This is a genomic window from Xenorhabdus bharatensis (assembly GCF_037996705.1).
GTDB classification, from domain to species: domain Bacteria; phylum Pseudomonadota; class Gammaproteobacteria; order Enterobacterales; family Enterobacteriaceae; genus Xenorhabdus; species Xenorhabdus bharatensis.
In genome coordinates this window covers 14,799-36,808 of the sequence record NZ_JBBMXG010000012.1, presented here as the reverse complement: position 1 = coordinate 36,808, position 22,010 = coordinate 14,799, and the positions used below count along the sequence as shown (strand labels likewise).

The following is a 22,010-nucleotide window of genomic DNA, read 5'->3' as shown; positions in this document are numbered from 1 at the left end:
AAAAACTCAAGTAAAATAAATGAGTTAATGATAATACTTATTTGTTTATTTATATGTTTTTTGTGTTTTTATGAGTAACGGCATCATGTTTATGATGCCGTTTGTATTAAGATTCGCGTATATAACTTAGAGTGTGATCAATTAATCCAGTTGATGTCCTTTGATTCCACTATATGTGGTTGGCGTTTCTGTATTGTGATTTTCGTTTTTCACGAAAGGAATTTTACCGGAAAAGACATCTTTCTGGGCTGCTCCGGTGAAATCTGCAATTGAGTCAGGTAAGTTAACTCCCATGTTTTTGCCTCTGTCGTGGCCTGTTATGGATTGATGAGCGATTTGCTGCGTATTCACGGATACAGTTCCTTGAGTACTGTCAATCCGGCTACCGGTCAGATAGGTTCTGCCCGCAACATTCAGGTTAACTCCGTTAGCGCCGTTCAGGGTTGATTGCTCACCAACGGTTTCCTGATCAAGCGTGTCGTAATTGCTCTTCAGTTTCCCGTTGTAATCTTTAAAAGCCGCAGTCAGACGATCTGTCAGGTTTGGTGCTTCCGTGTTTGTTTTATCATCGTTAGTTGCAGCGATTTCCGCAGAGTTATTGTCAGCAATCGGTAATGTCGCTTTATGGCTGTTATCACCTTTGACGGTTCTGCTATACCCTAATCCGCTATCCAAACCGATATTCAGGCTGTCAGTTTTATCTTTCAGGCTTTCAACGTTGAGGTTGCCACCAATGTTACCCGTGACCTGATCTGCGTTGATGTTGCTGCCTTTGAGTGAGGTATCCTGAGCACTGGTCAGTGTGACGTTACCGCCAGAAACCTGACTGTTGTGGTAAGTCACTTTATTCAGTCGATCGACACCGAATTTGACTTCACCGCCTATATTGTATTTATTATCGATGATGCTGTTACCGGCTTCTCCATTGCCTGCGTTGCCATCACCGCCTTCATTATTACGCACTGTGCTGGCCATACCGCCTTTGCCTTTAGCGCCAAAATTCCAGCCATTGTTGTTGACGGCATCCTGAGCTGAGGCCAGTTCAATTCTGCCACGTTGTGCTGTCATATCGACCTGTTTGCCAGAAACGTTTGTGCCTTGCAGAGTCAGGTTATTCGCAGCATTCAGGTTTACACTCTGTCCGCCTGTAATTGTGCCGGTTTGAGCGGTGTTTCTATTCTGCTGGCTGGTGTTATAGCCAGCACCCGCACTGCCACTGAAGTTTTTGCCATCCGGGTTAGTCCCTACAGTCAGAGAAAGCTCTCCGTTATAACCACGGCTGTTTTTTTCCTCCCGGTTGGTGGCTTGTTCGAACTGAATATTTCCGCCGGAATTAACATTTGTTTGACCATTGCCACCGTTCATGGAAGTGCCCTGATAGTGTGCGTTTCTGGTGACCTGAACGTTAATGCCATTCTGGGCGTTGATTTCACTGCCAACCGCGTTTCTATTATGGGTGGATTCCGCCTGATAGCTGCCGCTACCTTTACCGTTGACAGAAAGATCGCTGCCGGTGCTGGTGTAAACGCGCATACGGGCATCGCCAACCGTATTAGATGAACTACTGTTCTGCTGGTTGTAGGCTGCTTCGCTGGTGTGGCTACCGGCAGTCAGGGACGCATTACCTTTATTTGCCTGATATTTTGTTCCTTGATCGTAAAGATCGCCATTGGTGTTGATCCTGATGTCGCCTGCTTTAACGGTAGTGACGACCGCGTTTGATTGATGGTTGGTGGAGTAATGACTTTTTCCGTTCATCTCCAGTTCAAGCCCGACATTCGGTAATCCGGTTTTTGCAATGGAAGTATCCAGCTTTCCGTTTGTTGCTGCTTTCGCCGTTTTTTCCATAGGGCGGGTTGTAGCGCTGTAATCGGCTGAACCGCTGATTTCGCCACCAACCTGCATTTGTCTTGTGGAGTCTGATTCGGTGTTGGCTGTGGCTACATTTCGGATGCTGCCGGCATTCGCCTGATAAGTTCCCTGTACCTGATATTGAGTACCTTGTTGTTTCAGTTCTCCCTGAGCATTCAGTTCAAGGTTGCCATTAATGCGTGCTTCTGAAACCACCGCAGTAGTGCGGTTCTGGGAATGACCATTATCAGAATAACCACCTTCAACACCGCCGCCGAATTTATCCATACCACCGGTGGCAAAGACACCACCACGCACTTTAGCCTGAGAATTACTGGTGGCAGTGCGGTTTTCTGCGGCTGTCAGAGCAATGTTGTTACCTGAAACTCTGGCATCACCCTGCGTTGTGACCACTTTTGTGCCATTAAAAGTCACATTTTTACCTGAATTAATGGTCATTGTGCGGCCATTTAATTCAGCCTGCTGCTGTGTGGTGGTATGGTTTTTTTGTCTATCAAGGGTATGCTCAAAACCTGCGCCGGCACGGTATTGCTTATCTTTTGTGTCATGAGCGTAATACTGCCAGTCAAGATTGTTTTTTTCCTGTTGATGTTCGTTTTGTTCACCATAGGCAAGCACGTTGATATTGCCGGAAGTATCGATATTCAGCTCACCAGCACTTTTCGCCAGACTGCCGATAACATTGATATCTTTATCACTGATTAATTTCAGGTCAGCATCAGAGATTAGCTGGCTACCGGTGCTGGTTTGCTGGCTTGTCTGTTCTTGATTGGCATTTTTGGTGATATTAAAGATGGTGCCTTTTCTTTCATCCACTTTTTTATAGACATGGCTGACGGAATTATCGATGGTTAAGTCACCGTTATTAGCTTCAACATAGGCTCCCTGTCGTGCTTTTACCTTGCTGCCGGTAATGGTGACGCCATCTATTCCACTCAGCAGTAAATGCCCGTCAGCGCTGAGATCAGAACCGTGGTGTGTTTCTACTTTATCGTGGTTGTCTTTATTGCTGCCACCGGCAAGACCACCCCATTTACGCTTATTTTTCTCAATAACATGGTCATCAACGAGGGATTGCACCGTTACTTTTGTTTGTTGTCCTGCCGAAACAATCAGGTTTTTGCCTGAATGTACTTTAGAGCCGATAATTTCAGCATTGGCACCCGCGTTGATGCCTAAATCCCCGCCTGCATTCAGTTCACTGCTCACGAGTCTTTGGGTTGTATCAATAGTTGCCCAATCGCCGGTTTGTAATCCCATACCATCGTTTTTTCTGTAACCCTTTTCGAGTTTCCTTTCTGACTCGACTAAACCAGCCAGTTTGACATCCTGTTTTGCAGAGACTGAAATCTGGTTGCCCGCGGTCACTTTACTGCCCAATATTTCTGCATTGCCTTCACTGGCTGTCAGGTGAACATTGTTCCGTGCGTTGAGAGTATTGCCTTCATACTGATATTTGTCACTCTCACTGGTGACATCCTTCTGCCAGGATAACTGCCAGTTGTTGTCGGTGTTTTGATCACGTTGGTGTAGCTGTTGACCGTCCAGTTTCAAATTAGCGCCAGTCAGTTTGATGTTATCCCCATCAATATCGGTTGCCATTATCTGATTATCTTTGCGGGCAATCAGTGTGATGTTTTTACCGGTCAACTGAGTACGAGCGATGGACTCATTAATCTGTTCCTGAGAGGTATGAGCGCCGCTAAAAGTACTTTGGTGATTATCTTCTCCTGTTTTTTGTAATGATGATCGGTTGAGGTATCCCTGCGCCCGCAAGTTTTTACCCTGTAATGTGATATCGCCGCCCTGCAAGTTTGCCGCTTCTAATTCCACATCACCGTGGGAGGCAACATAAATATCGTCACCGGCTTGCATCTTGCCCTGTAGATTGACACCACTACCTTCTGCGGTATTCACCAGACGGATACGCCCTGCCTGCATACTCCCGAAGTAATAGCTGTCGAGCGCTCCTGCACCCGCTTGTCTTGAATCCAAGATTCTGCCATCTGCGGCAATCTGGTTATTTCCGGTGGTAATATTGAGCGCTTTGGGCGTGATCACTCTGCCTACGATATCGATACGTGGCGCGATAAGGTTCAGGACATCATTGTGGGTCAGACCGGCATTTCTGATATTCAGGGCATTTTTATTATCGAAGTTATTGAACCCTTGCAGCATACCATTCTCAACTAATGGATTACCGACCACCAGCGAAGCCTGATTGGTGTTGATAAAGCCACAGCCGTTACAGGTAATACCGTTGGGGTTTGCCAGTATATAGTCGGCAGCCATGCCGAAAACTTCCTGTTTACCGAGTAAGAGTGAAGGGTTACGGCTGATCACCTCATTCAGAATGACGCTGGCGGCCTGTCCATTCAAATTACTGTTGGCCGATAATTGCCCGGCTAATTCTGACTGCCCATTAACCAGTGAGTTATTTAACACCGCGCCCATTTGGTTGACGTTGAAATCCTGATACTGGTTATGTGATAACCCAGAATCGGAAGGCGGTACGATATTAATTACCGTGGCACCTGTTTCAGCAATGCTGACGTCCGGCCGATGAGCTGCATCGCCACCGGGAGTGATGCCACTGGCAAAGCTGGTTGAACAGGTAGCCAGAATTATCGCCATTGATGCCGCAAGTTTTCCCGTAGGAGATAATCTGAATATTTTTCTTCTCATACTATTACCTCTATTTACTTTCTGTCGTGTGAATATGCAGCATCCCGGGGAGAAGATTTCCCTGATTGGCTGCGGTTAAAAAATAGTTATTATTCAGGTGGTTAAAATAAATAAGAAAAGCGGGTTAATAGCTGTATAGGCTCACTTTTATCCCTGTCCTGATGAGATAATGTTTTGCCACGGCTCAATTCAATATCCGCCAGAAAATGTTGATGGCGTAAGGCCGCACCGACACTGAATCCTGCGTTGCTTCTCCACGAAGCTTCCTGCCGGTTATGGCTTTTAACCTGACCGACATCGGCTCCGACACGCAAAGTCAGCGAACTTTCAGGCAAAGGTATTGCGTAAGATAAGGTGTTTCTCAGATACCAGCCGTTATCAGCCGAGAGGGTATTTTTGCTGAACCCCCGTACCGCATTGCGATCGGTAATATTGAGCCACTCAACGCCGGGGAGTCCATTTGGGCTGTATTGGGTATAAAACTGGCTGTTAAGGCGGTATGGCACAGTAAACAGTTTGAAATTCTGGTGTAAATTGACAGACAGCTTTCCTTTGGTGAATCGCTCATTCAGGTTATGAGTGGCTGTCTGGGCGCCGAGCCACGGTGTTCCCTGCTCAATGCCAGTGTCAAAAGTGATGAGACCATTCGGAATAATTTGTAAGTGGCTTATTCCCAGTGAGAGTACCGCGAGTTTCTGGCTACTGACGTCGGATTTGGATCCATCGAAATAGGTGTTGGAATCCTTGTAAACGAATTGAGTATTGAGCGTCGAAATCTGTGACTGATTGCGGTGAAAGAGCCAATCAATACGCATACCGGATTGCTGAGAGTTTCCGCTCAGTTTTAATGATTTGAACTGTAACTTTAGCGGGTTTTTATATTGGGAATAGCTGGTAAAACCGCTGAAAGTGACAGCGCCATAAGGTAATGAATAGAATAATGTCGCTGCCCGATTATATTGGGTGCTGGGTTTATCAAGGGTGCTGACCCCATTGACGCTGATAAAATCTGACAGCCCGAGCGGGCTATCAAAGCTGGCATTCAGCCTGCTGATCCATTTACCGGTACTTTTCTGCCCATAGTTATCCGTTATTGCAGAAATATGCCACGGTGTGGAATGCCGGTTATGCAGCCTGACGATAGATCCACCGCTGACTGTGCCGGGCAGAATATCGAGAGTTGTTTTATTCGATTGCAGACGATTTGACTGATCCAACCCTTGATCCAGTTGATTCAGGTTGAGTGGCTGATTAATAAGACCGGGGAATAGCATCCGGCTGTTAACCCAGCGGTCACCCCCTTCGATGGCTTCGACGAAACCTTCAACGACACTAAGACCTAACTCCCTATTATAATTAGGGGGAATAAATTGCACCCGGGCAGTAATGTAACCTTTGGAGATATACAGATTAGTGATTTCTGCTGTCAGTCTATTAATGTCATTGCTGGTAATACATTGTTCGGGCAGTGCACTGAGCGTATCCAGTTCAGCCAGAGAAAGCAGGGTAATGCCCTGAAGATAAACTCCGCTGATATCCAGACATGTTGGGGTTTCAGTCAGTACTGGAGAGACGGTTTCGGGTGAAAGGGTATCGGAGCGTTCGATAAATCCCCGGTAACGACGCTGTTCAATGAGCTGGTCTATTTCCCGTGAACTATCCTGTAAGGTTCTTCTGGATTCGTCTATAGGTAGTACAGCATCAGGTGCTTCCGGCAATGCGCTGGCCTGAAGGGATACAGATAATAAAATAAAAACTGCCGTCCTTTTGAACATCGTAGCACCCAAATGGCTATGGTTGAGTTGGATTGCGCATACCTTTCATCTTTCAAGTTATACACTTCGTCTTTCAAGTTGCCTCTTTGTTGGCTGCGCTCACTCACCCCAGTCACCGTTTTTATGAACATACGGTTATCTATGCTTCTGGGGTTTCTCTCCCTTGCCGCCGCGATGCACCTTGAAATCCATTGTGTATATTTCTGAAAAACCCTTAGGTATATATAGTTATTCTGGTTTACTAATTAATCATTAAAGCATATAAATTATTTTATTTTGCTCTGATTACTGGTTGTCGTTTGTTCTATTTGATTATTTATAGTTATATATTTAACTTAATTATTTACCATAACCCATTTTGGTTATGTTTTGTTGGGTGATTTGAAATTAACTCAAATGAGTGGTGGGAATTAACTAAAATTTCAAATAATTAATGGAGGAAATATAGACTGTTTTTTATAAAGATAGGTTAGATAGAAAGTGACATTGGTTATTAATAAGTCATGTAATTATTAATTTGTATATTTTTATTTATTATAAAAATAATCACTATTTAAAAATCTTTCTTGCAGAAAAAAGTAAAAAATAAAATATAAATGAGAAAAAGGAGATTTAAATCAAATTAACAGGAGGGGGTTCATTTGGAGAATATAATTCAGCCAATGGATAATACCCATTGGCTGAATATTTATTACTTAAAACTTATTATCTAAAATCTGATAAATAAGATCTTAAGCAACAATTGGCGCACGCCAGTCGTCAGCACCAGAAGTACCAGCAGTAGTGTGTTCCCACTCGATTTTACGGTAAGCCAGAGAAACACGAACCAACTGAGTGAATTCAGCTTTTGCTGGATCCTGGCAGTGTGGCATTTTGCAGTCGATGTCAACGATAGTTGCGTCTACCAGTTTAGTAGAGAAGAAGTGCTCTTGTTTGCCTTCGATAGAAGTGCGGTACCACTTCAGTTCTACTGTAGGTAACATTTCACCGGAAGCCAGTGCGTTGTACATCAGTGGAACGGCTTTGTTCAGTGCAACAGTGAAGCGGAATGGCTTATGTGCACGCTGACCAGAAGGCTGGCCTGACTGTGGGTCAGTCGGAACAGTAACGATGTGGTCAAATTCTTGAACCAGCATTTCGTCTTCGTGGCCTTGAACAAAGATATTACCTACTGATTCAGCAGTGAATGCGCCAGCAGTAATGTGACCCTGAGTTTTTCCATTGATGGAAATATAACATGGAGTTGGCATATGAATATCCTATAAAAATTTACCAATATAAGTGTAAGTGCTCATTCCTTGCGTGATTATTCCATTCACCAAATTGAAGCTCACTAAATGAAATAAAATTAGCGATGCCGAACACTCGGAGCGAATAATAAGGCCGAATTTCTCTGATGCAAAGTTATTTGTAAATTGCAAGACAAGACAAAATTCAATGACAAATAAAAATTTTATAATCATTGCTGTTATAAGATTTATGGCTGATTTTTTATAAACAGTAGGCTTATATTGCTGTTCGAAAATTAATCTTCAAGTTTTTGTTTTTTATAACTAATTGATAATTATATTCTTTTTATTTTTAAAATATTTATTTTTCATGATCATTAATAAAGTGTGACGAGTGTCAAAAAAATGAATTCAGAAAGGGTTTTTATGGAGGATAATTAATCGGAATGAAATAAAAAACGAACTTTATGATAATCTTAGGATACTAATTTGGCGATTATATTTTATTCATAACATACGAAAAATATTTCTTTTTATACAATTGACAGGTAATCGGCCTATATACACCTATAAAGAGTAAAACCAAACTTTTATCTATTTAGTAAGATAAAAATAATTATAAATTTTCAAGAACTACAATAAAAGTATTAAAAGCCAGAATAGAGGGTGTTATCAATTAGTGTTTTGGCTTTACATCAAAAAAATAAAGTGTCAAACTCGCTATTGACGATTTTTTATATCGATGTTATTTCCACGACTGGATAGAATATTTCTGTATATTTATCTATATGGTGATATATAAAAGTCTACTTATGTCTGCAAATACAGTTGTTTTCCTATGCCTATTTTTTAGGAAGCTCTGCTGTATTTGTTATATGGATAACATTGTAATTATTATCTTACCAATAATGGGTTGTTAGACAGTTCATGGTTGTATTAGCCAAAGGGTTGAAATATGAGTAAAAATAGTCCTGGTAGCGTAGCTCCTAAAGAAAGAATTAATATTAAATATGTTCCAAATACCGGTGATCAGACTGCTGAAGTTGAATTACCACTGAATCTTCTGGTTGTAGGTGACCTGAAAGGCAAGACAGAAGATACGCCAATTGAAGAAAGACCAACAGTTTCTGTTAATAAAAATAACTTCAATGCCGTAATGAATGAGGCGAATATCAACCTGACTTTTAACGTCCCTAATCGCCTTGATGAAAATAGTGAAGAAGATTTACCTGTTAATCTGGAAATAAAATCCCTAAGTGATTTCTCACCGGATAATATCGCCAAGAAAGTACCAGAGCTGAATAAACTTCTGGAACTGCGTGAAGCATTAGTTGCATTAAAAGGCCCTCTGGGAAATATCCCCGCATTTCGCGCTCGCCTACAGTCACTGCTGGATGATGAATCCGTTCGTGAACAACTCCTGAAAGAACTTGAAATCATCAATAAAAAATAACTCGTTAAAGGAATTCTAAATGGCTCAGCACGAAGAAAACAGCACAGCACTTGCTTCTGGCGCAACCACTTCTCTGCTTGATGAAATTATGTCTCAAGCGAGAATGACTCCTGAAAATGACGGCTACTACATTGCAAAACAGGGCGTTGCCGCTTTTATCGGCAGCATTCTGGATACAGGTTCTAACGAAGAACCGATCAATAAGCTCCTCGTTGATAAAATGATTGTTGAGCTTGATAAAAAGCTGAGTGAGCAGATGGATGAAATCATGCACGCTAAGCAATTTCAGGAGCTGGAATCTTCCTGGCGCTCACTGAAAATGCTGGTTGATCGCACTGATTTCCGTGAAAACATCAAAATCAACATCATCCACGCGACTAAAGACGAATTGCTGGAAGACTTCGAGTTCTCTCCAGAAATTATCCAGTCAGGTTTCTATAAGCATGTTTACTCTGCGGGTTACGGCCAGTTCGGTGGTGAACCTGTTGCGGCGGTCATCGGTAACTATGCTTTCAACAACAGCACACCTGATATCAAACTGATGCAGTATGTCAGCTCAGTGGGAGCAATGGCTCACTCTCCATTCCTCTCCTCTGTTTCACCTGAATTCTTCGGTGTGAACCAGTTCACTGACCTGCCGGCTATCAAAGATCTGAAATCTGTCTTCGAAGGCCCTTCACACACCAAATGGCGTGCATTACGTGAATCTGAAGATTCACGTTATCTGGGTCTGACTGCACCTCGTTTCCTGCTGCGTCTGCCATATTCCTCCGTTGAAAACCCAATCAAAAACTTCAACTATCAGGAAAATGTCAGCCGTGACCACGAGCACTATCTGTGGGGTAATACCGCTTATCTGCTGGCAAGCTGCCTGACAGACAGCTTCGCTAAATACCGTTGGTGCCCGAATATCATCGGCCCACAAAGTGGTGGCGCGGTGAATGATCTGCCGGTTCATCTGTATGAAGCGATGGGTCAGGTACAGGCGAAGATCCCAACAGAAGTTCTGATCACTGACCGCCGTGAATTCGAACTGGCAGAAGAAGGCTTCATCACCCTGACCATGCGTAAGGGCAGCGATAACGCCGCATTCTTCTCTGCAAACTCCGTACAGAAACCAAAAGTGTTCCCGAACACCCGTGAAGGCAACATTGCGGAAACTAACTACAAGCTGGGTACTCAGCTGCCATACATGTTCATCATCAACCGTCTGGCTCACTACATCAAAGTGTTGCAGCGTGAGCAGATCGGCTCTTGGAAAGAGCGTCAGGATCTGGAGCGTGAACTGAACATGTGGCTGAAACAGTACATTGCTGATCAGGAAAACCCACCAACTGACGTTCGTAGCCGTCGCCCACTGCGTGCTGCTGAAATCAAGGTTCTGGACGTTGAAGGCGATCCGGGCTGGTATCAGGTTGCGATGCAGGTTCGTCCACACTTCAAATACATGGGTGCGAGTTTCGAACTGTCGCTGGTCGGACGTTTGGATAAGGAATAATCATGGCTGCGCTGTACAGTTGGAACAGAGGCAGCTCTGCCAGTCTGTTCGAGCGCATTCAAGGGAAGAGCTCCGGCTCTTCCCGTCAGTCAAGGATGCGTGCTCTGCTTGATTCTATAAAGAAACATTTGAATGAAGTGCTTAATTCGCGCCCTGGTGCCTGCCAGAGTGCCATTGAACTGGGTGTCATTGACCTTAATGACGCAACCGCAACCTCAGTGGATTTCAAGCAAAGTATCGAATGGGCGATAGAAGAGTGCATCAGAAATTATGAGCCCAGAATATCAGCGGTGTCAGTCAGCGCCATCAATGATGAGTCAGATCCGTTGTTATTGAGCTTTCATATCAGTGCGGAAGTTTCCCTGGATGATATCAACGATGTTGTGGAATTCAGCATCCAGTTGGACAACAACCGGCGCTATTGCCTGGAGCGAACTCAATAAATGTCATTTGAAAAATATTTCAGAGATGAGCTGAACTATTTGCGACAACTGGGGAAAGAAGCCGCAGTTGAGCGTCCTCATCTTGCCGCTTTTCTGTCTGAACAAGGCTCAGATCCCGACGTTGAGCGTTTGCTTGAAGGTTTTGCATTCCTGACAGGCAATCTACGGGCAAAGATTGATGATCAGTTTCCTGAACTGACACATGGTCTGCTTAATATGCTTTGGCCCAATTACCTGCGTCCGACTCCCAGCATGACCATCATCGAATATACCCCTGATGAGAGTGTGGTGACAAAAGCGACACAGGTTAAACGTGGCACACAGATTATGAGTAATGCGCTGGCAGCTCATGATGATATTTACTCGAATGAAAAGCAGTCGAACGGCAAAAGGGATGATCACAGCCGCTGTACTTTCACCTTATGCCGTGATGTCTGGCTTTTCCCACTTTCTATTCAGGATATTTCCGTTAATAACAGTAATGAGCAGGGGATCATTGGCCTGAACTTTGCTTCAAAAACGGAACTGAATCTCCATGAACTGGAACTGGATAAATTACGTTTTTACCTCAGTGGTGATGACTATACCACTTCGCAACTCTATTTCTGGCTCTGTTATTACTTCAGAAAAGCGGAACTGGTGATCGGTGATATGGTGATCCCTTTGCCGGATTTTGACTTTGTACCGGTTGGGTTTGAGCGGGAAGATGCCCTGTTGCCTTACCCCAAAAATGCCTACATGGGTTATCGCATTTTGCAGGAATATTTCTGTTTTTCAGAAAGTTTCCTGTTTTTTGACGTGAAGGGTCTGCCGCAACTGCCTGAAGATCTCAAGACCAAAGATTTCAAACTGAATTTACATTTTTCTCAGGCACTGCCACCCGAAGCTAAGATCCGCCATGACACTTTTCGTCTGCACTGTACACCGGCGATTAACCTGTTCCCGATGGACAGCGAAGCGATTGAACTGAATGGTAGCCAGACGGAATACCCGCTGAAGGCCAGTTATAGCTTCCCGGATAACTACGATATTTTTTCTATCGACGGCGTAGAAAGCTGGCTGACGGGAGAGAATGGTGAGCGCAGCCGGGCACGTGTCGGTGAGCGGGTTTATACCCCGTTTGAAAGTTTCAATCACCAGATTGATAACGAAGATGAACGCTCAATGCGTTACTACCGTCTGCGGGTGAAAGAGTCACCTTTCCGCAGAGGGCTGGAACATTTCATCTCATTTGTCCGTGGTGATGAATCTGATCTGCTCAGGCTCAGACTGAAAGAGAACGTTTCCGTCAGCCTAACGTGTACCAACCGTGAACTGCCGCTGGAACTCCGTGTCGGCGACATTAATTACCCTTCTATCGGCAGCCCGTCATTTGCGACATTCCGCAATATCACACGCCCGTCAGTACCGCTTTACCCGCTGTTAGACGGCGGACTGCACTGGTCGCTGTTGTCGAACATGTCGCTGAACTACATGTCACTGCTGGATAGAGATGCACTGAAACAGGTGCTGCGTACTTACGATTTCCCGAGTATTCACAACCGACAGTCTAAACGATCATCACAGAAACGGCTTGATGCTATTGAAAAAATCGAGACAGAGCCGACGGATCGTCTGTTCCGGGGCCAGCCGGTGCGTGGTTTGCGCTCTACTTTGTATATCCGGCAGCAGGCATTCAGCTCAGAAGGCGAGCTTTATCTGTTCAGTACGATTTTGTCACGGTTTTTCTCACTGTATGCCAGCGTCAACGCTTTTCATATGTTGAAGGTAATCAATCTAGATAATCAGGAATGTTATGAATGGCCGGTACAGATAGGTCAACACTCGTTGATGTAATCACAGCGCAGAGTCCTGCCAAAGCGCTGGAATTGGACATCTCACGCTACAACTTTTACCAGTTGGTTGAGCTGCTCAATCAGCTGGCGGTAGCGTGGGAAAAAACCGGAGAAACGGATCGGCCTGAACGTGAGTCTGTTCGCTTCAAATCCAGCGCCAGTCTGGCATTTCCTACCCGTGATGTGGTTTCACTGACGCAGTCCAAACAGGGGTATTTTGAGCTGGAAGTCTCTTTTATGGGGCTACATGGCAGCCAGTCCCCGATGCCGGGTTATTACCTGGATTCACTGGCATGGGAAGACGCACAGGGTGAAAACCGACTGACGGATTTTCTCAACCTGTTTAACCATCGCTTAATCACGCTCCTGCACCAGATTTGGCGGAAGTACCGCTATTACATCTGCTTTCAGAAAGGCGGGGAAGACGGTTTTTCCCAGCGTATGTTCTCGTTGGTGGGATTAGGCAGTGACGTTAACCGTCGGATGCTGAATATCAATCACAGCAAAATGCTGGCTTATGCCGGGTTGCTGGCAAGTCCCGGCCGTTCACCGGAAGTGATATGCAGTCTGGTTTCCCACTGTTTTGACTTACAGGATGTCACCCTGCACGGCTGGCAGTTCAGGAAAGTCACGATCCCGGTTGATCAACAGAATCGTCTGGGTGGCACCAATAAAGGGCAAACGATTGGTGATACCGAGCTGTCAGTATTAGGACAAAACTTCACCATCGGTTCATGGATCGGGGACTACAGCGGGAAATTCCTGCTCAGTATCAACAATCTTCCCCGTGATCGGTTCCTGTCATTCCTGCCGGACGGAAAAAACTATCTCCCATTAGTCATGTTTATTTCCTTCGTCATGCGTAGTCAGTTTGCGTGGGAGCTGCGTCTTGGGCTGGCGGAAAATCAGGTTGGCGGCATGGTTCTGGGGGCAAAACAGCATAACCATCTGGGATGGACCAGTTTTCTCGGTGAGCCGGAAAAGAAACCCTCTGTCACAATTTCAGTTATGGAATAACGACTATGGAAAAACATCAACCAACCCTTTCATTGCGGGTTATCAACAGTGAACAACTGGAAAGTGGCCGATCCGCCAGCTGCCAGTTTTCGCCACAGGGCGGTACGGTCGGCAGCAGTGAAAGTCACCTGTGGTCTGTTCAGGACAGTCAGGGCAATATCCACCCGTCACAATTCTCTATTCAGTGGCGTGACGGAGCATTCTGCCTGCAAGTGCTGTCTGATGCGGTGCAGATCAATAATGCCACATTAACACCACAGTCCAGCCTGATCCGTTTGCAGCAGGGCGATCAGATTAAAGTCGGCAAGTTGTCGATCAAGATCCACATCAGCTTCTCTGAGTCAGATCGGATCGATCCTTCAACGGTATCCCCTGAATCACTGGTTTCCAGTTACAGCAATCCGCTGGATGCCATGATGGAAGGCGTTTCGCTGCAAAAGTCCGCATTTGCCAAAGATGACAGCGTTGCTCCGACGGTGATGCACCGTTTCAGCGATGACCCTCTCAGGGTACTGGACAGTGAAAGCCTGACCACATTGAAACAGCAGGTTGACGCTGATGATACCGAGCAGCTTCTGCCTCCGGATCATTATCAATCCCCTCCATTTGCTAACCCTATTTCTGATAACCGAGGCAGTGTTATGGATCAGGAGTTCCTTGATTTACCGGATATCGCTTCCGAGCAGCACTATGAAGATATGGATGTTGACCATGTCGCGATTACGCCTTTGATGCGCGGGCTGGAGACGCAGTTGCCTCTGCACGATACGCAGCAGGCCAACGATTTCCTACAGGAAATGGGTAAAACCATGAAGGCGGCAATCGAAGGGTTACTGGCTCTCCAGCGTGAACAACACGGGCTGCGTGATAAACAACTTCGTCCGATCGAAGACAACCCACTGCGCCTGAATATGGATTACGACACCACGATGCAGGTGATGTTTTCCGAGCAGAAAAGCCCGGTTCACCTGTCAGCTCCCGCAGCTGTCGCAGAAAGCCTGCATAACCTGCAACTGCATTATCAGGCCAACCGGGAAGCGATTTCTGCGGCACTGGATACCATGCTGGAAGCCTTTTCCCCTGAGCAGTTGCTCCGCCGGTTTTCACACTATCGCCGCAGCAGTGACGCTAGAAACAAAGATGCTTCATGGGCGTGGGAAATGTACACCAACTACTACCGTGAATTAGCTTCCAGCCGTCAGCAGGGTTTTGAAAAGCTCTTCCGTGAGGTGTACGAGCAGGCTTATGACCGCGCATTGCGTCAGGGCTTAGAGGACGCCAGTGATGAAACGTTCCGGTAGTCAGCGCATATGGTCGGTAGGGATTTTATTACTGTCAGCGATGTTACTGAACGGCTGTAGCAGTGCATGGAACGCAACCAAAAAAGTCGGTCAGGTCATCTGGGACCCTTCCACGCCGGTAGGAAGGCCGAGTGATCAGGCTTCTGTTGCCAATATCACGTTACTGGCTGAACCCAACATTAACCCCAATGAAAGTGGTGAACCGGCACCTGTTGAGATGAATCTGGTTTATCTCAGCGAGGATTCACGTTTTCTGGCTGCCGATTATGACCAGCTTGAAAGTGACAAACTCGAAAAGGCGCTGGGGAAAAACTACATCGATCATCAGGATTACACCCTGCTACCGGGGCAATACAAGCCGCTGGAAGTGATCACATTGGAAAAGAAAAACCGTTATATCGGTGTCATCGTCCACTATGCAGATGTCAATCAGTCTGAATGGAAAAAGATCATCCGGGTAAAAGACATGGGACGCCATTACAACATCTTGGTGCATGTCAGAAATAACGACGTCGAACTTAGAAAAGAGGAGGAGGAGTAATCATGCCAGGAAAGAATCGGGTGATTTGGCACGAAGGATTATTCATCAAGCCACAGCATTTCCAACAACAACAAAAACATAATGATTATCTGGCCCATAGCCTCGTCTCTGTACTGACAGCATACGGTCATGGTTTCAGCTCCATGAGCATCAATGATGATTTGCTCAAGCTGGGGCGCATCGGTATTACCGAAGCCAGCGGAATTATGCCGGATGGCACCATATTCGCCGCACCCAGTCAGGATCTGCTGCCAAAGCCGCTGGATATCGAAAACATCAATGACCTGAAAAGTAAAGATATCTATCTGGCATTACCCATGTCGAGCGACACCATTCGTGAAGTGGCTGATCGGGATACTGAAATCCAGAGCGCAGTGCGTTATCGCGAGCTGCCGAGTGATATCCGTGACTTGCATACCAAAGGCGGTGACTCTTCCATCCTGAATCTTGCTCAGCTGACACCCGTATTGATGCAGGGTTCTGAGGACATGAGTGCTTACACGGCGATCCCGCTGTGCCGCATCAAAGAAAAACAGAAAGATGGCACGATTGTGTTGGATAACGAGTTTATCCCGACCTGTCTGTCCATTTTCGTTGCTGACAAACTCAAGCGCTTCATGGTGGAAATCGATGGTTTGCTGACAGAGCGTTCAAGAACGTTAGCGAAGCGTATCGGTTCGCCGGGCCAGCAGGGGATTGCGGATGTGGCTGAGTTTATGATGCTCCAGCTGTTGAACCGCGTTCAGCCGCTGTACAACCATTATGCTAAGCAGAGCGTACTGCATCCGCTGCATCTGTACACCCAACTGATCCAGACCTGCGGTGAGCTGAGAACCTTTACCGATGCGAGCCGTCTGCCGGGCAATATTCTGGCCTATGACCACAATAACCTGACCGATACCTTTCAGGATGCCATGCACGCCATCCGTGATGCACTGAACGTTGTTCTGACCCCGCGCGCAACATCGATTGCCCTGAAACAGAATGAAGGCGGCATTCGTGTTGCCACGCTGCACGATAACGACCTGCTGCGCAAAGCTGAATTTGTTCTGGCCATCAGCGCCAGCACTCCGCAGGAACAGTTGCGTCGTCAGTTCGTCCAGCAGACCAAAGTCACCTCAATGGAGCGTATCCGCGATCTGGTCAGCGTCCAGTTGCCGGGTGTACCACTGATTGCGTTGTCCGCCGCTCCTCGTCAGTTGCCATATCACTCTGGGTATACCTATTTCCGTCTGGATCAGAAGAGCCCGGCATGGAAAGAGATCCAACAGGGTAATTCCATTGCATTCCACGTTTCAGGGGATTTCCCTGACTTAGATATGCAGCTCTGGGCTATCAGGGGCGGTAAGGACTAGTTATGAGGATTAGGCATGAGTGATATCAATGTTGACAGTCCGTCACTGGAAAAATTTGAAAAACAGGCTGAAACACTGAAAACGTTTCAGCGCCAGTACCAGCTCCCGTTGCGTGGTGAAAGCCTCAACCCGATGATCGATGCAGCCACCCCTTTACTGGGGATGGTCCTGCGTTTGCAGGACATGAGTGATCAGGCGCTGCCAGATAAGCTTTACCAACAGGTTGTTACTGACATTCGTGCTATTGAACAGCTTCTGCAAACGAAGGGCTATGAACCCGGTGCGATTGTTTCATTCCGTTACGTACTGTGCACCTTCATTGATGAAACCGCATTGGGGCACGGCTGGAACAGTCAGAATGGCTGGTTGAAGCAATCACTGTTGGTGCACTTCCACAATGAAACGTGGGGAGGTGAAAAAGTCTTTGTATTGCTTGAACGCCTGATGGGAGAGGCTCAACGCTACCAGCATCTGCTGGAGTTTATTTACCTCTGCCTCTGTCTTGGCTATCGTGGGCGTTACAAAGTCAGCACCCAGAAAAGTGATGATTTTGATCGCCTGTTCCGCCGCTTGCAGCAACAGCTTCACTCACTGCGTGGAGATGCTCCGCCGACCACGCTGTATGTCAACGTCAACGAGCGCGATGCAAGTTATCGCCTGATCCGGCGTTGGAAGATCAAACATCTGTTTGCGATAGGCATAGGTCTGCTGATTGCTATTTATAGTTTTTATGCCATACGCCTCGGTGATCAGACCCAGTACATATTAGAGCAGCTAAATAAATTATTAAGATAGGAAGTCGCCATGATTCAGATTGATCTGCCCACTCTTGTAAACCGTTTAAACCCGATGACCCGCCATGCACTGGAAGCGGCGGCGGCATCCTGCGTCAGCCAGCAACAGCCAGAGATTACTGTGGCTCAACTGCTGCTTCAGATGATCGAAACACCACTCAGTGACGTGCGTCTGATCCTGAACAAAGCAGAGATCGATAAAGATCTGCTGAAAGAACAACTCGATCAGGTGATGACGCATCACCAGTCGATTGTACAGACTTACCCTAACTTTTCCCCGATGCTGGTTGAATGGTTGCAGGACAGCTGGCTGCTGGCTTCCACTGAAATGCAGCATACCGAACTGCGCAGTGGTGTACTGCTGATCGCATTACTGTTCAGCCCGCTGCGTTATCTGGCTCCGCAGTCTGCGCGACTGTTGGCGGGTATCAACCGTGAGCTGCTGCGTCAGAACTTCGCTGAATGGACAAACGGCTCTGCCGAACAGCCTTTCAGTGCCGGTGACAAAGAAGGGCAGGGCGTTCATCCGGCAAACAGCGACAGTTTGTTGGCCCGTTTTACCCAGAATATGACGGAGCAGGCGCGTCAGGGCAAACTCGATCCGGTACTGTGCCGTGATAATGAAATTGACCTGATGATCGACATTCTCTGCCGTCGCCGTAAAAACAACCCGATTGTGGTCGGTGAGGCGGGTGTCGGTAAAAGTGCTTTGATTGAAGGTCTGGCTCTTCGCATCATCAACGATCGCGTCCCGGAAAAACTGCGTAACAGTGAATTAATGACACTGGATCTGGGGGCATTGCAGGCCGGTGCAGCCGTTAAAGGTGAATTTGAAAAACGCTTCAAAGGCATTATGGCGGAAGTGATTCAATCACCAAAGCCTATCATCCTGTTTATCGATGAAGCTCATACGCTGATTGGTGCCGGTAATCAGGCGGGTGGACTGGATATTTCCAACCTGCTGAAACCTGCACTGGCACGTGGTGAACTGAAAACCATCGCTGCGACCACATGGAGCGAGTACAAAAAATACTTCGAAAAAGATGCGGCCCTGTCCCGTCGTTTCCAACTGGTCAAAGTTTCTGAACCGAGCGCGGAAGAAGCGACTGTCATCATGCGTGGCCTGCGAGCCATTTACGAGCAGGCACACGGTGTTCTGATTGATGATGAAGCACTGAAAGCCTCGGCAGTACTGAGTGACCGTTATCTCTCCGGCCGTCAGCTACCGGATAAAGCCATCGACGTACTGGATACCGCCTGTGCCCGCGTAGCCATTAACCTGACATCGCCACCGCGCCAGATCTCCTCACTGACAACCGAACTGCACCAGATGCAGATGGAAATCGATGTGCTGGAAAGAGAGCAGCGGATGGGGCTGAACGAGCATTCAGAACGTCTGGAAGAACTGCAAAACCAGCAGCAGGAAACTCAGGAGCAACTGACCGCTCTGGAAAGTGACTGGCAACAGCAGCAGGAACTGGTGAAACAGGTAATCGAACTGCGCAGCCAGCTTTTGTCTGATGATAAAGAAGCCAGCCAAGATGCCGATAGAGAAAAACAGGCTACGGATGAAGTTTCTGACAACTCAGAAGAACATGATGCGACTGAGCAAGAAGAAGTACAGGAAGAAACGGTCACTGAACCGGCTGATGAAAAATCTCTGATCGAAAAACTGGCTGAACTGAATGAACATTTGGCAGAACTTCAGAAAAAACAAACGCTGGTTTCCCCGCATGTCGACAAAACTCAGATTGCCGGTGTTATCGCTGAATGGACGGGGGTTCCGCTGAATCGCCTGTCACAAAGTGAACTGTCAATCGTGACGGAGTTGCCTGTTCATCTGGGGCAGAGCATCAAAGGTCAGGATGTTGCCATTCAATGCCTGCATAAACATCTGTTGACTGCCCGCGCTGATTTACGCCGTCCGGGACGTCCTCTGGGCGCCTTCCTGTTGGTAGGGCCAAGTGGTGTCGGTAAAACCGAAACTGTGCTGCAAATTTCCGAACTGATGTTTGGTGGCCGTCAGTACCTCACCACCATCAATATGTCGGAGTTTCAGGAGAAACACACCGTTTCACGCCTGATCGGTTCTCCTCCGGGTTATGTGGGTTATGGCGAAGGTGGTGTACTGACCGAAGCGATTCGTCAGAAACCTTACTCCGTCGTTCTGCTGGATGAAGTGGAAAAAGCACACCCGGACGTACTGAACCTATTCTATCAGGCCTTTGATAAAGGTGAACTGGCAGACGGTGAAGGGCGCATCATCGACTGTAAAAATGTCGTGTTCTTCCTGACCTCCAATCTGGGCTACCAGACTATTGTGGATTATGCCGAGCAGCCTGAGCAGATCAACGATCAGCTCTATCCTGAACTGGCCGCCTTCTTCAAACCGGCATTGCTGGCACGTATGGAAGTGATCCCTTACCTGCCACTGGGCCATGAAACACTGAAAACCATCATTCAGGGCAAACTGGCCCGACTGGATAAACTGCTGACTCAACGTTTCAACGCCGAAGTCACTATCAGCGATGACGTGTCAGAAGAGATCCTGCTGCGCGCTACCCGCGCTGAAAATGGTGCCCGTATGCTGGAGTCGATTATTGATGGTGCGCTGTTACCGCCGGTTTCATTACTGCTGTTGCAGAAAATGGCCGCAGGCACCGCGATCAGTGCCATTCGTTTAACCGTAGCAGAGCATGAGTTTCAGGCAGAGGTTGAGGAGGCAGAATAATGAAACAGCGGCTGAAAAGCGCGTTAGCGTTATTGGAAGATGACACTATTGAACAACTGGTTGACCACTTTTTGCTGGTGAGCCAAAACCCGCGTTTTGATGCCCTGTTGGTTTTCCTGCTCAACATCCATGAAAACAGGCTGGAATGCTGTAATTTGCCAGAACCTGATGAAATCAGCTCACGCCGATTGTATCTGGATATTGATGATGTCAATAACCCGCTGATACAGGTCATGCGCAAGGGAACGCCCACAGTGTGGGATTCCCTGAATCACGGTGCGCGCATTGACGATCCTCACTTCCGTACATTCATTGCCGAGTTACCGCATAACTGCGGGCTGTATGGCATCCCACTGTTTGACTGTAACGGGCAGGCCTGCGGTGTCATTGCTATTTTTGCCGAAAATGTCAGTCATTTTACTAACAATGAAAACATGTTCGGCATTTATTGCCACCTTATGCAGCACCGACTGAAAAAGTTGCAGGAACTCGAACAACTGCGTGGGCAGTTACGTCAAATCCGTCAGGTATTTCAGGTTCAGCGTCAAAAAGAAAAACAACTGGATGAACTGCTTGCTTCCCTGAGTGAATCGAAAAACGCAGGAGCAGGCAGTATCTCCGTGGATTACAGTCACATCGATAATCTGCCAAAGGCCATAGAAGAATTTGAAAGTGCCGTGTTAGTTCAACGTCAGCGCCAGTTTGGCAACGATACCCGACTGATCGCACAAAGTTTGGGGATCGCCCAGCGGACGTTGGTTTACAAACTGGCTAAATACGGGTGTAGATTATGAATATTTCTTTAGTTATCAGTTCATTACTGGTGTCATTGGCAGGCAGTCCCACACTTGCGGAGATAGCAGAAGCACAGAAAACCGCAGCGTCCAAACCACAGGAAGTGGTTTTACAACAGGAAAAACAATTGGATGAGCTGCAAAAATGTCGCTTTGAGCGCTCCCCTCTTATCCGACTGGCATGTTATGACCGGGAGTTCGATAACCTTAAAATCGGTACTGTGCCGGTTACGCTCGACAATATGGGGCCTATGTGGCGGCAGGCGATGGAGCAGGAGATGCAGCGAACTGACCATTCGACTGGCTTCATTGTCTCGCGGGGAGAAAACGGCACAACCCGGATAATCCTGACAACCCCTGCTGTTGGGGTTCCCCCTCCGCGCCCTGTTCTGATGCTCAGTTGTATTGATCGCATCACTCGTTTACAGGTTGCTTTGCCTAAGCCTGCGGAATCGGGTGCGGTGACTGTCACGACGAACAAAACCCTGTTCAAAACCGAATGGTTCCTGCGGGAGCGGGGTTACTTATGGGAATCCAGCCGTGGTCTGCCGGGGATTGATGAAATCAAACGCTTAATGGGCAGCGAACATATGACCATCGCCCCAGAACAAGGCAATCAGATCACTTTTAACATTTCTCAGTTGGAGCAGGCCGCGAAACCATTGCGCGAAGCCTGTCGTTGGTAAT

At 46.9% G+C, this 22,010-nt stretch carries 15 protein-coding genes; 12 read left to right on the top strand and 3 right to left on the bottom strand.

Features of this window, described 5'->3' with window-relative positions; genetic code table 11:
• Positions 1–141: 141 nt before the first annotated feature.
• The 3 genes from AAC855_RS12700 to AAC855_RS12690 form a co-directional block, all read right to left on the bottom strand.
• On the bottom strand, positions 142–4,557 hold the full coding sequence (locus tag AAC855_RS12700; RefSeq protein ID WP_340610050.1) for a hemagglutinin repeat-containing protein: 4,416 nt from the start codon (positions 4,555–4,557) through the stop codon (positions 142–144).
• Positions 4,558–4,658: 101 nt separating this feature from the next.
• On the bottom strand, positions 4,659–6,332 hold the full coding sequence (locus tag AAC855_RS12695; protein ID WP_340610048.1) for a ShlB/FhaC/HecB family hemolysin secretion/activation protein: 1,674 nt from the start codon (positions 6,330–6,332) through the stop codon (positions 4,659–4,661).
• A 731-nt stretch (positions 6,333–7,063) separates the two neighbouring features.
• On the bottom strand, positions 7,064–7,582 hold the full coding sequence (locus AAC855_RS12690) for an Hcp family type VI secretion system effector (protein ID WP_086954674.1): 519 nt from the start codon (positions 7,580–7,582) through the stop codon (positions 7,064–7,066).
• Between the two features lie 934 nt (positions 7,583–8,516).
• On the opposite strand from AAC855_RS12690, the gene tssB reads away from it, so the two are divergent.
• The 12 genes from tssB to vasI are packed head-to-tail and all read left to right on the top strand — an operon-like array spanning position 8,517 to position 22,009.
• Positions 8,517–9,014, top strand: a complete 498-nt coding sequence (tssB, locus tag AAC855_RS12685; protein ID WP_099109472.1) for a type VI secretion system contractile sheath small subunit — start codon at positions 8,517–8,519, stop codon at positions 9,012–9,014.
• A gap of 19 nt (positions 9,015–9,033) precedes the next feature.
• On the top strand, positions 9,034–10,512 hold the full coding sequence (gene tssC / locus AAC855_RS12680; protein WP_340610046.1) for a type VI secretion system contractile sheath large subunit: 1,479 nt from the start codon (positions 9,034–9,036) through the stop codon (positions 10,510–10,512).
• A gap of 2 nt (positions 10,513–10,514) precedes the next feature.
• Positions 10,515–10,955, top strand: coding sequence for a type VI secretion system baseplate subunit TssE (gene tssE / locus AAC855_RS12675; RefSeq protein WP_099109470.1), 441 nt, complete (start codon positions 10,515–10,517; stop codon positions 10,953–10,955).
• The gene (gene tssF / locus AAC855_RS12670) at positions 10,956–12,791 is read left to right on the top strand and encodes a type VI secretion system baseplate subunit TssF (protein ID WP_340610044.1); all 1,836 of its coding nucleotides are present in this window, start codon (positions 10,956–10,958) and stop codon (positions 12,789–12,791) included. It begins immediately after the preceding gene.
• Positions 12,755–13,807: a type VI secretion system baseplate subunit TssG gene (gene tssG / locus AAC855_RS12665; protein WP_340610043.1), complete on the top strand. Its 1,053-nt coding sequence runs from the start codon at positions 12,755–12,757 to the stop codon at positions 13,805–13,807. The genes tssF and tssG overlap by 37 nt, the downstream gene beginning before the upstream one ends.
• A 5-nt stretch (positions 13,808–13,812) precedes the next feature.
• Complete coding sequence (gene tagH, locus AAC855_RS12660) at positions 13,813–15,108, top strand: type VI secretion system-associated FHA domain protein TagH (RefSeq protein ID WP_340610042.1); 1,296 nt, start codon at positions 13,813–13,815, stop codon at positions 15,106–15,108.
• On the top strand, positions 15,092–15,649 hold the full coding sequence (gene tssJ / locus AAC855_RS12655; RefSeq protein WP_099109466.1) for a type VI secretion system lipoprotein TssJ: 558 nt from the start codon (positions 15,092–15,094) through the stop codon (positions 15,647–15,649). The genes tagH and tssJ overlap by 17 nt, the downstream gene beginning before the upstream one ends.
• A 2-nt stretch (positions 15,650–15,651) precedes the next feature.
• Entirely contained in the window at positions 15,652–17,004 is a 1,353-nt protein-coding gene (gene tssK / locus AAC855_RS12650; protein ID WP_340610040.1) for a type VI secretion system baseplate subunit TssK, read from the top strand.
• A gap of 15 nt (positions 17,005–17,019) precedes the next feature.
• Positions 17,020–17,799 (top strand): type IVB secretion system protein IcmH/DotU, encoded by a 780-nt coding sequence (gene icmH / locus AAC855_RS12645; RefSeq protein WP_099120305.1) that lies wholly within the window; start codon positions 17,020–17,022, stop codon positions 17,797–17,799.
• Positions 17,800–17,808: 9 nt separating this feature from the next.
• Positions 17,809–20,529, top strand: coding sequence for a type VI secretion system ATPase TssH (gene tssH, locus AAC855_RS12640; RefSeq protein ID WP_340610038.1), 2,721 nt, complete (start codon positions 17,809–17,811; stop codon positions 20,527–20,529).
• Positions 20,529–21,323: a Fis family transcriptional regulator gene (locus tag AAC855_RS12635; RefSeq protein ID WP_340610036.1), complete on the top strand. Its 795-nt coding sequence runs from the start codon at positions 20,529–20,531 to the stop codon at positions 21,321–21,323. The genes tssH and AAC855_RS12635 overlap by 1 nt, the downstream gene beginning before the upstream one ends.
• Entirely contained in the window at positions 21,320–22,009 is a 690-nt protein-coding gene (gene vasI, locus AAC855_RS12630; protein WP_340610034.1) for a type VI secretion system-associated protein VasI, read from the top strand. The genes AAC855_RS12635 and vasI overlap by 4 nt, the downstream gene beginning before the upstream one ends.
• Position 22,010: the final 1 nt, after the last annotated feature.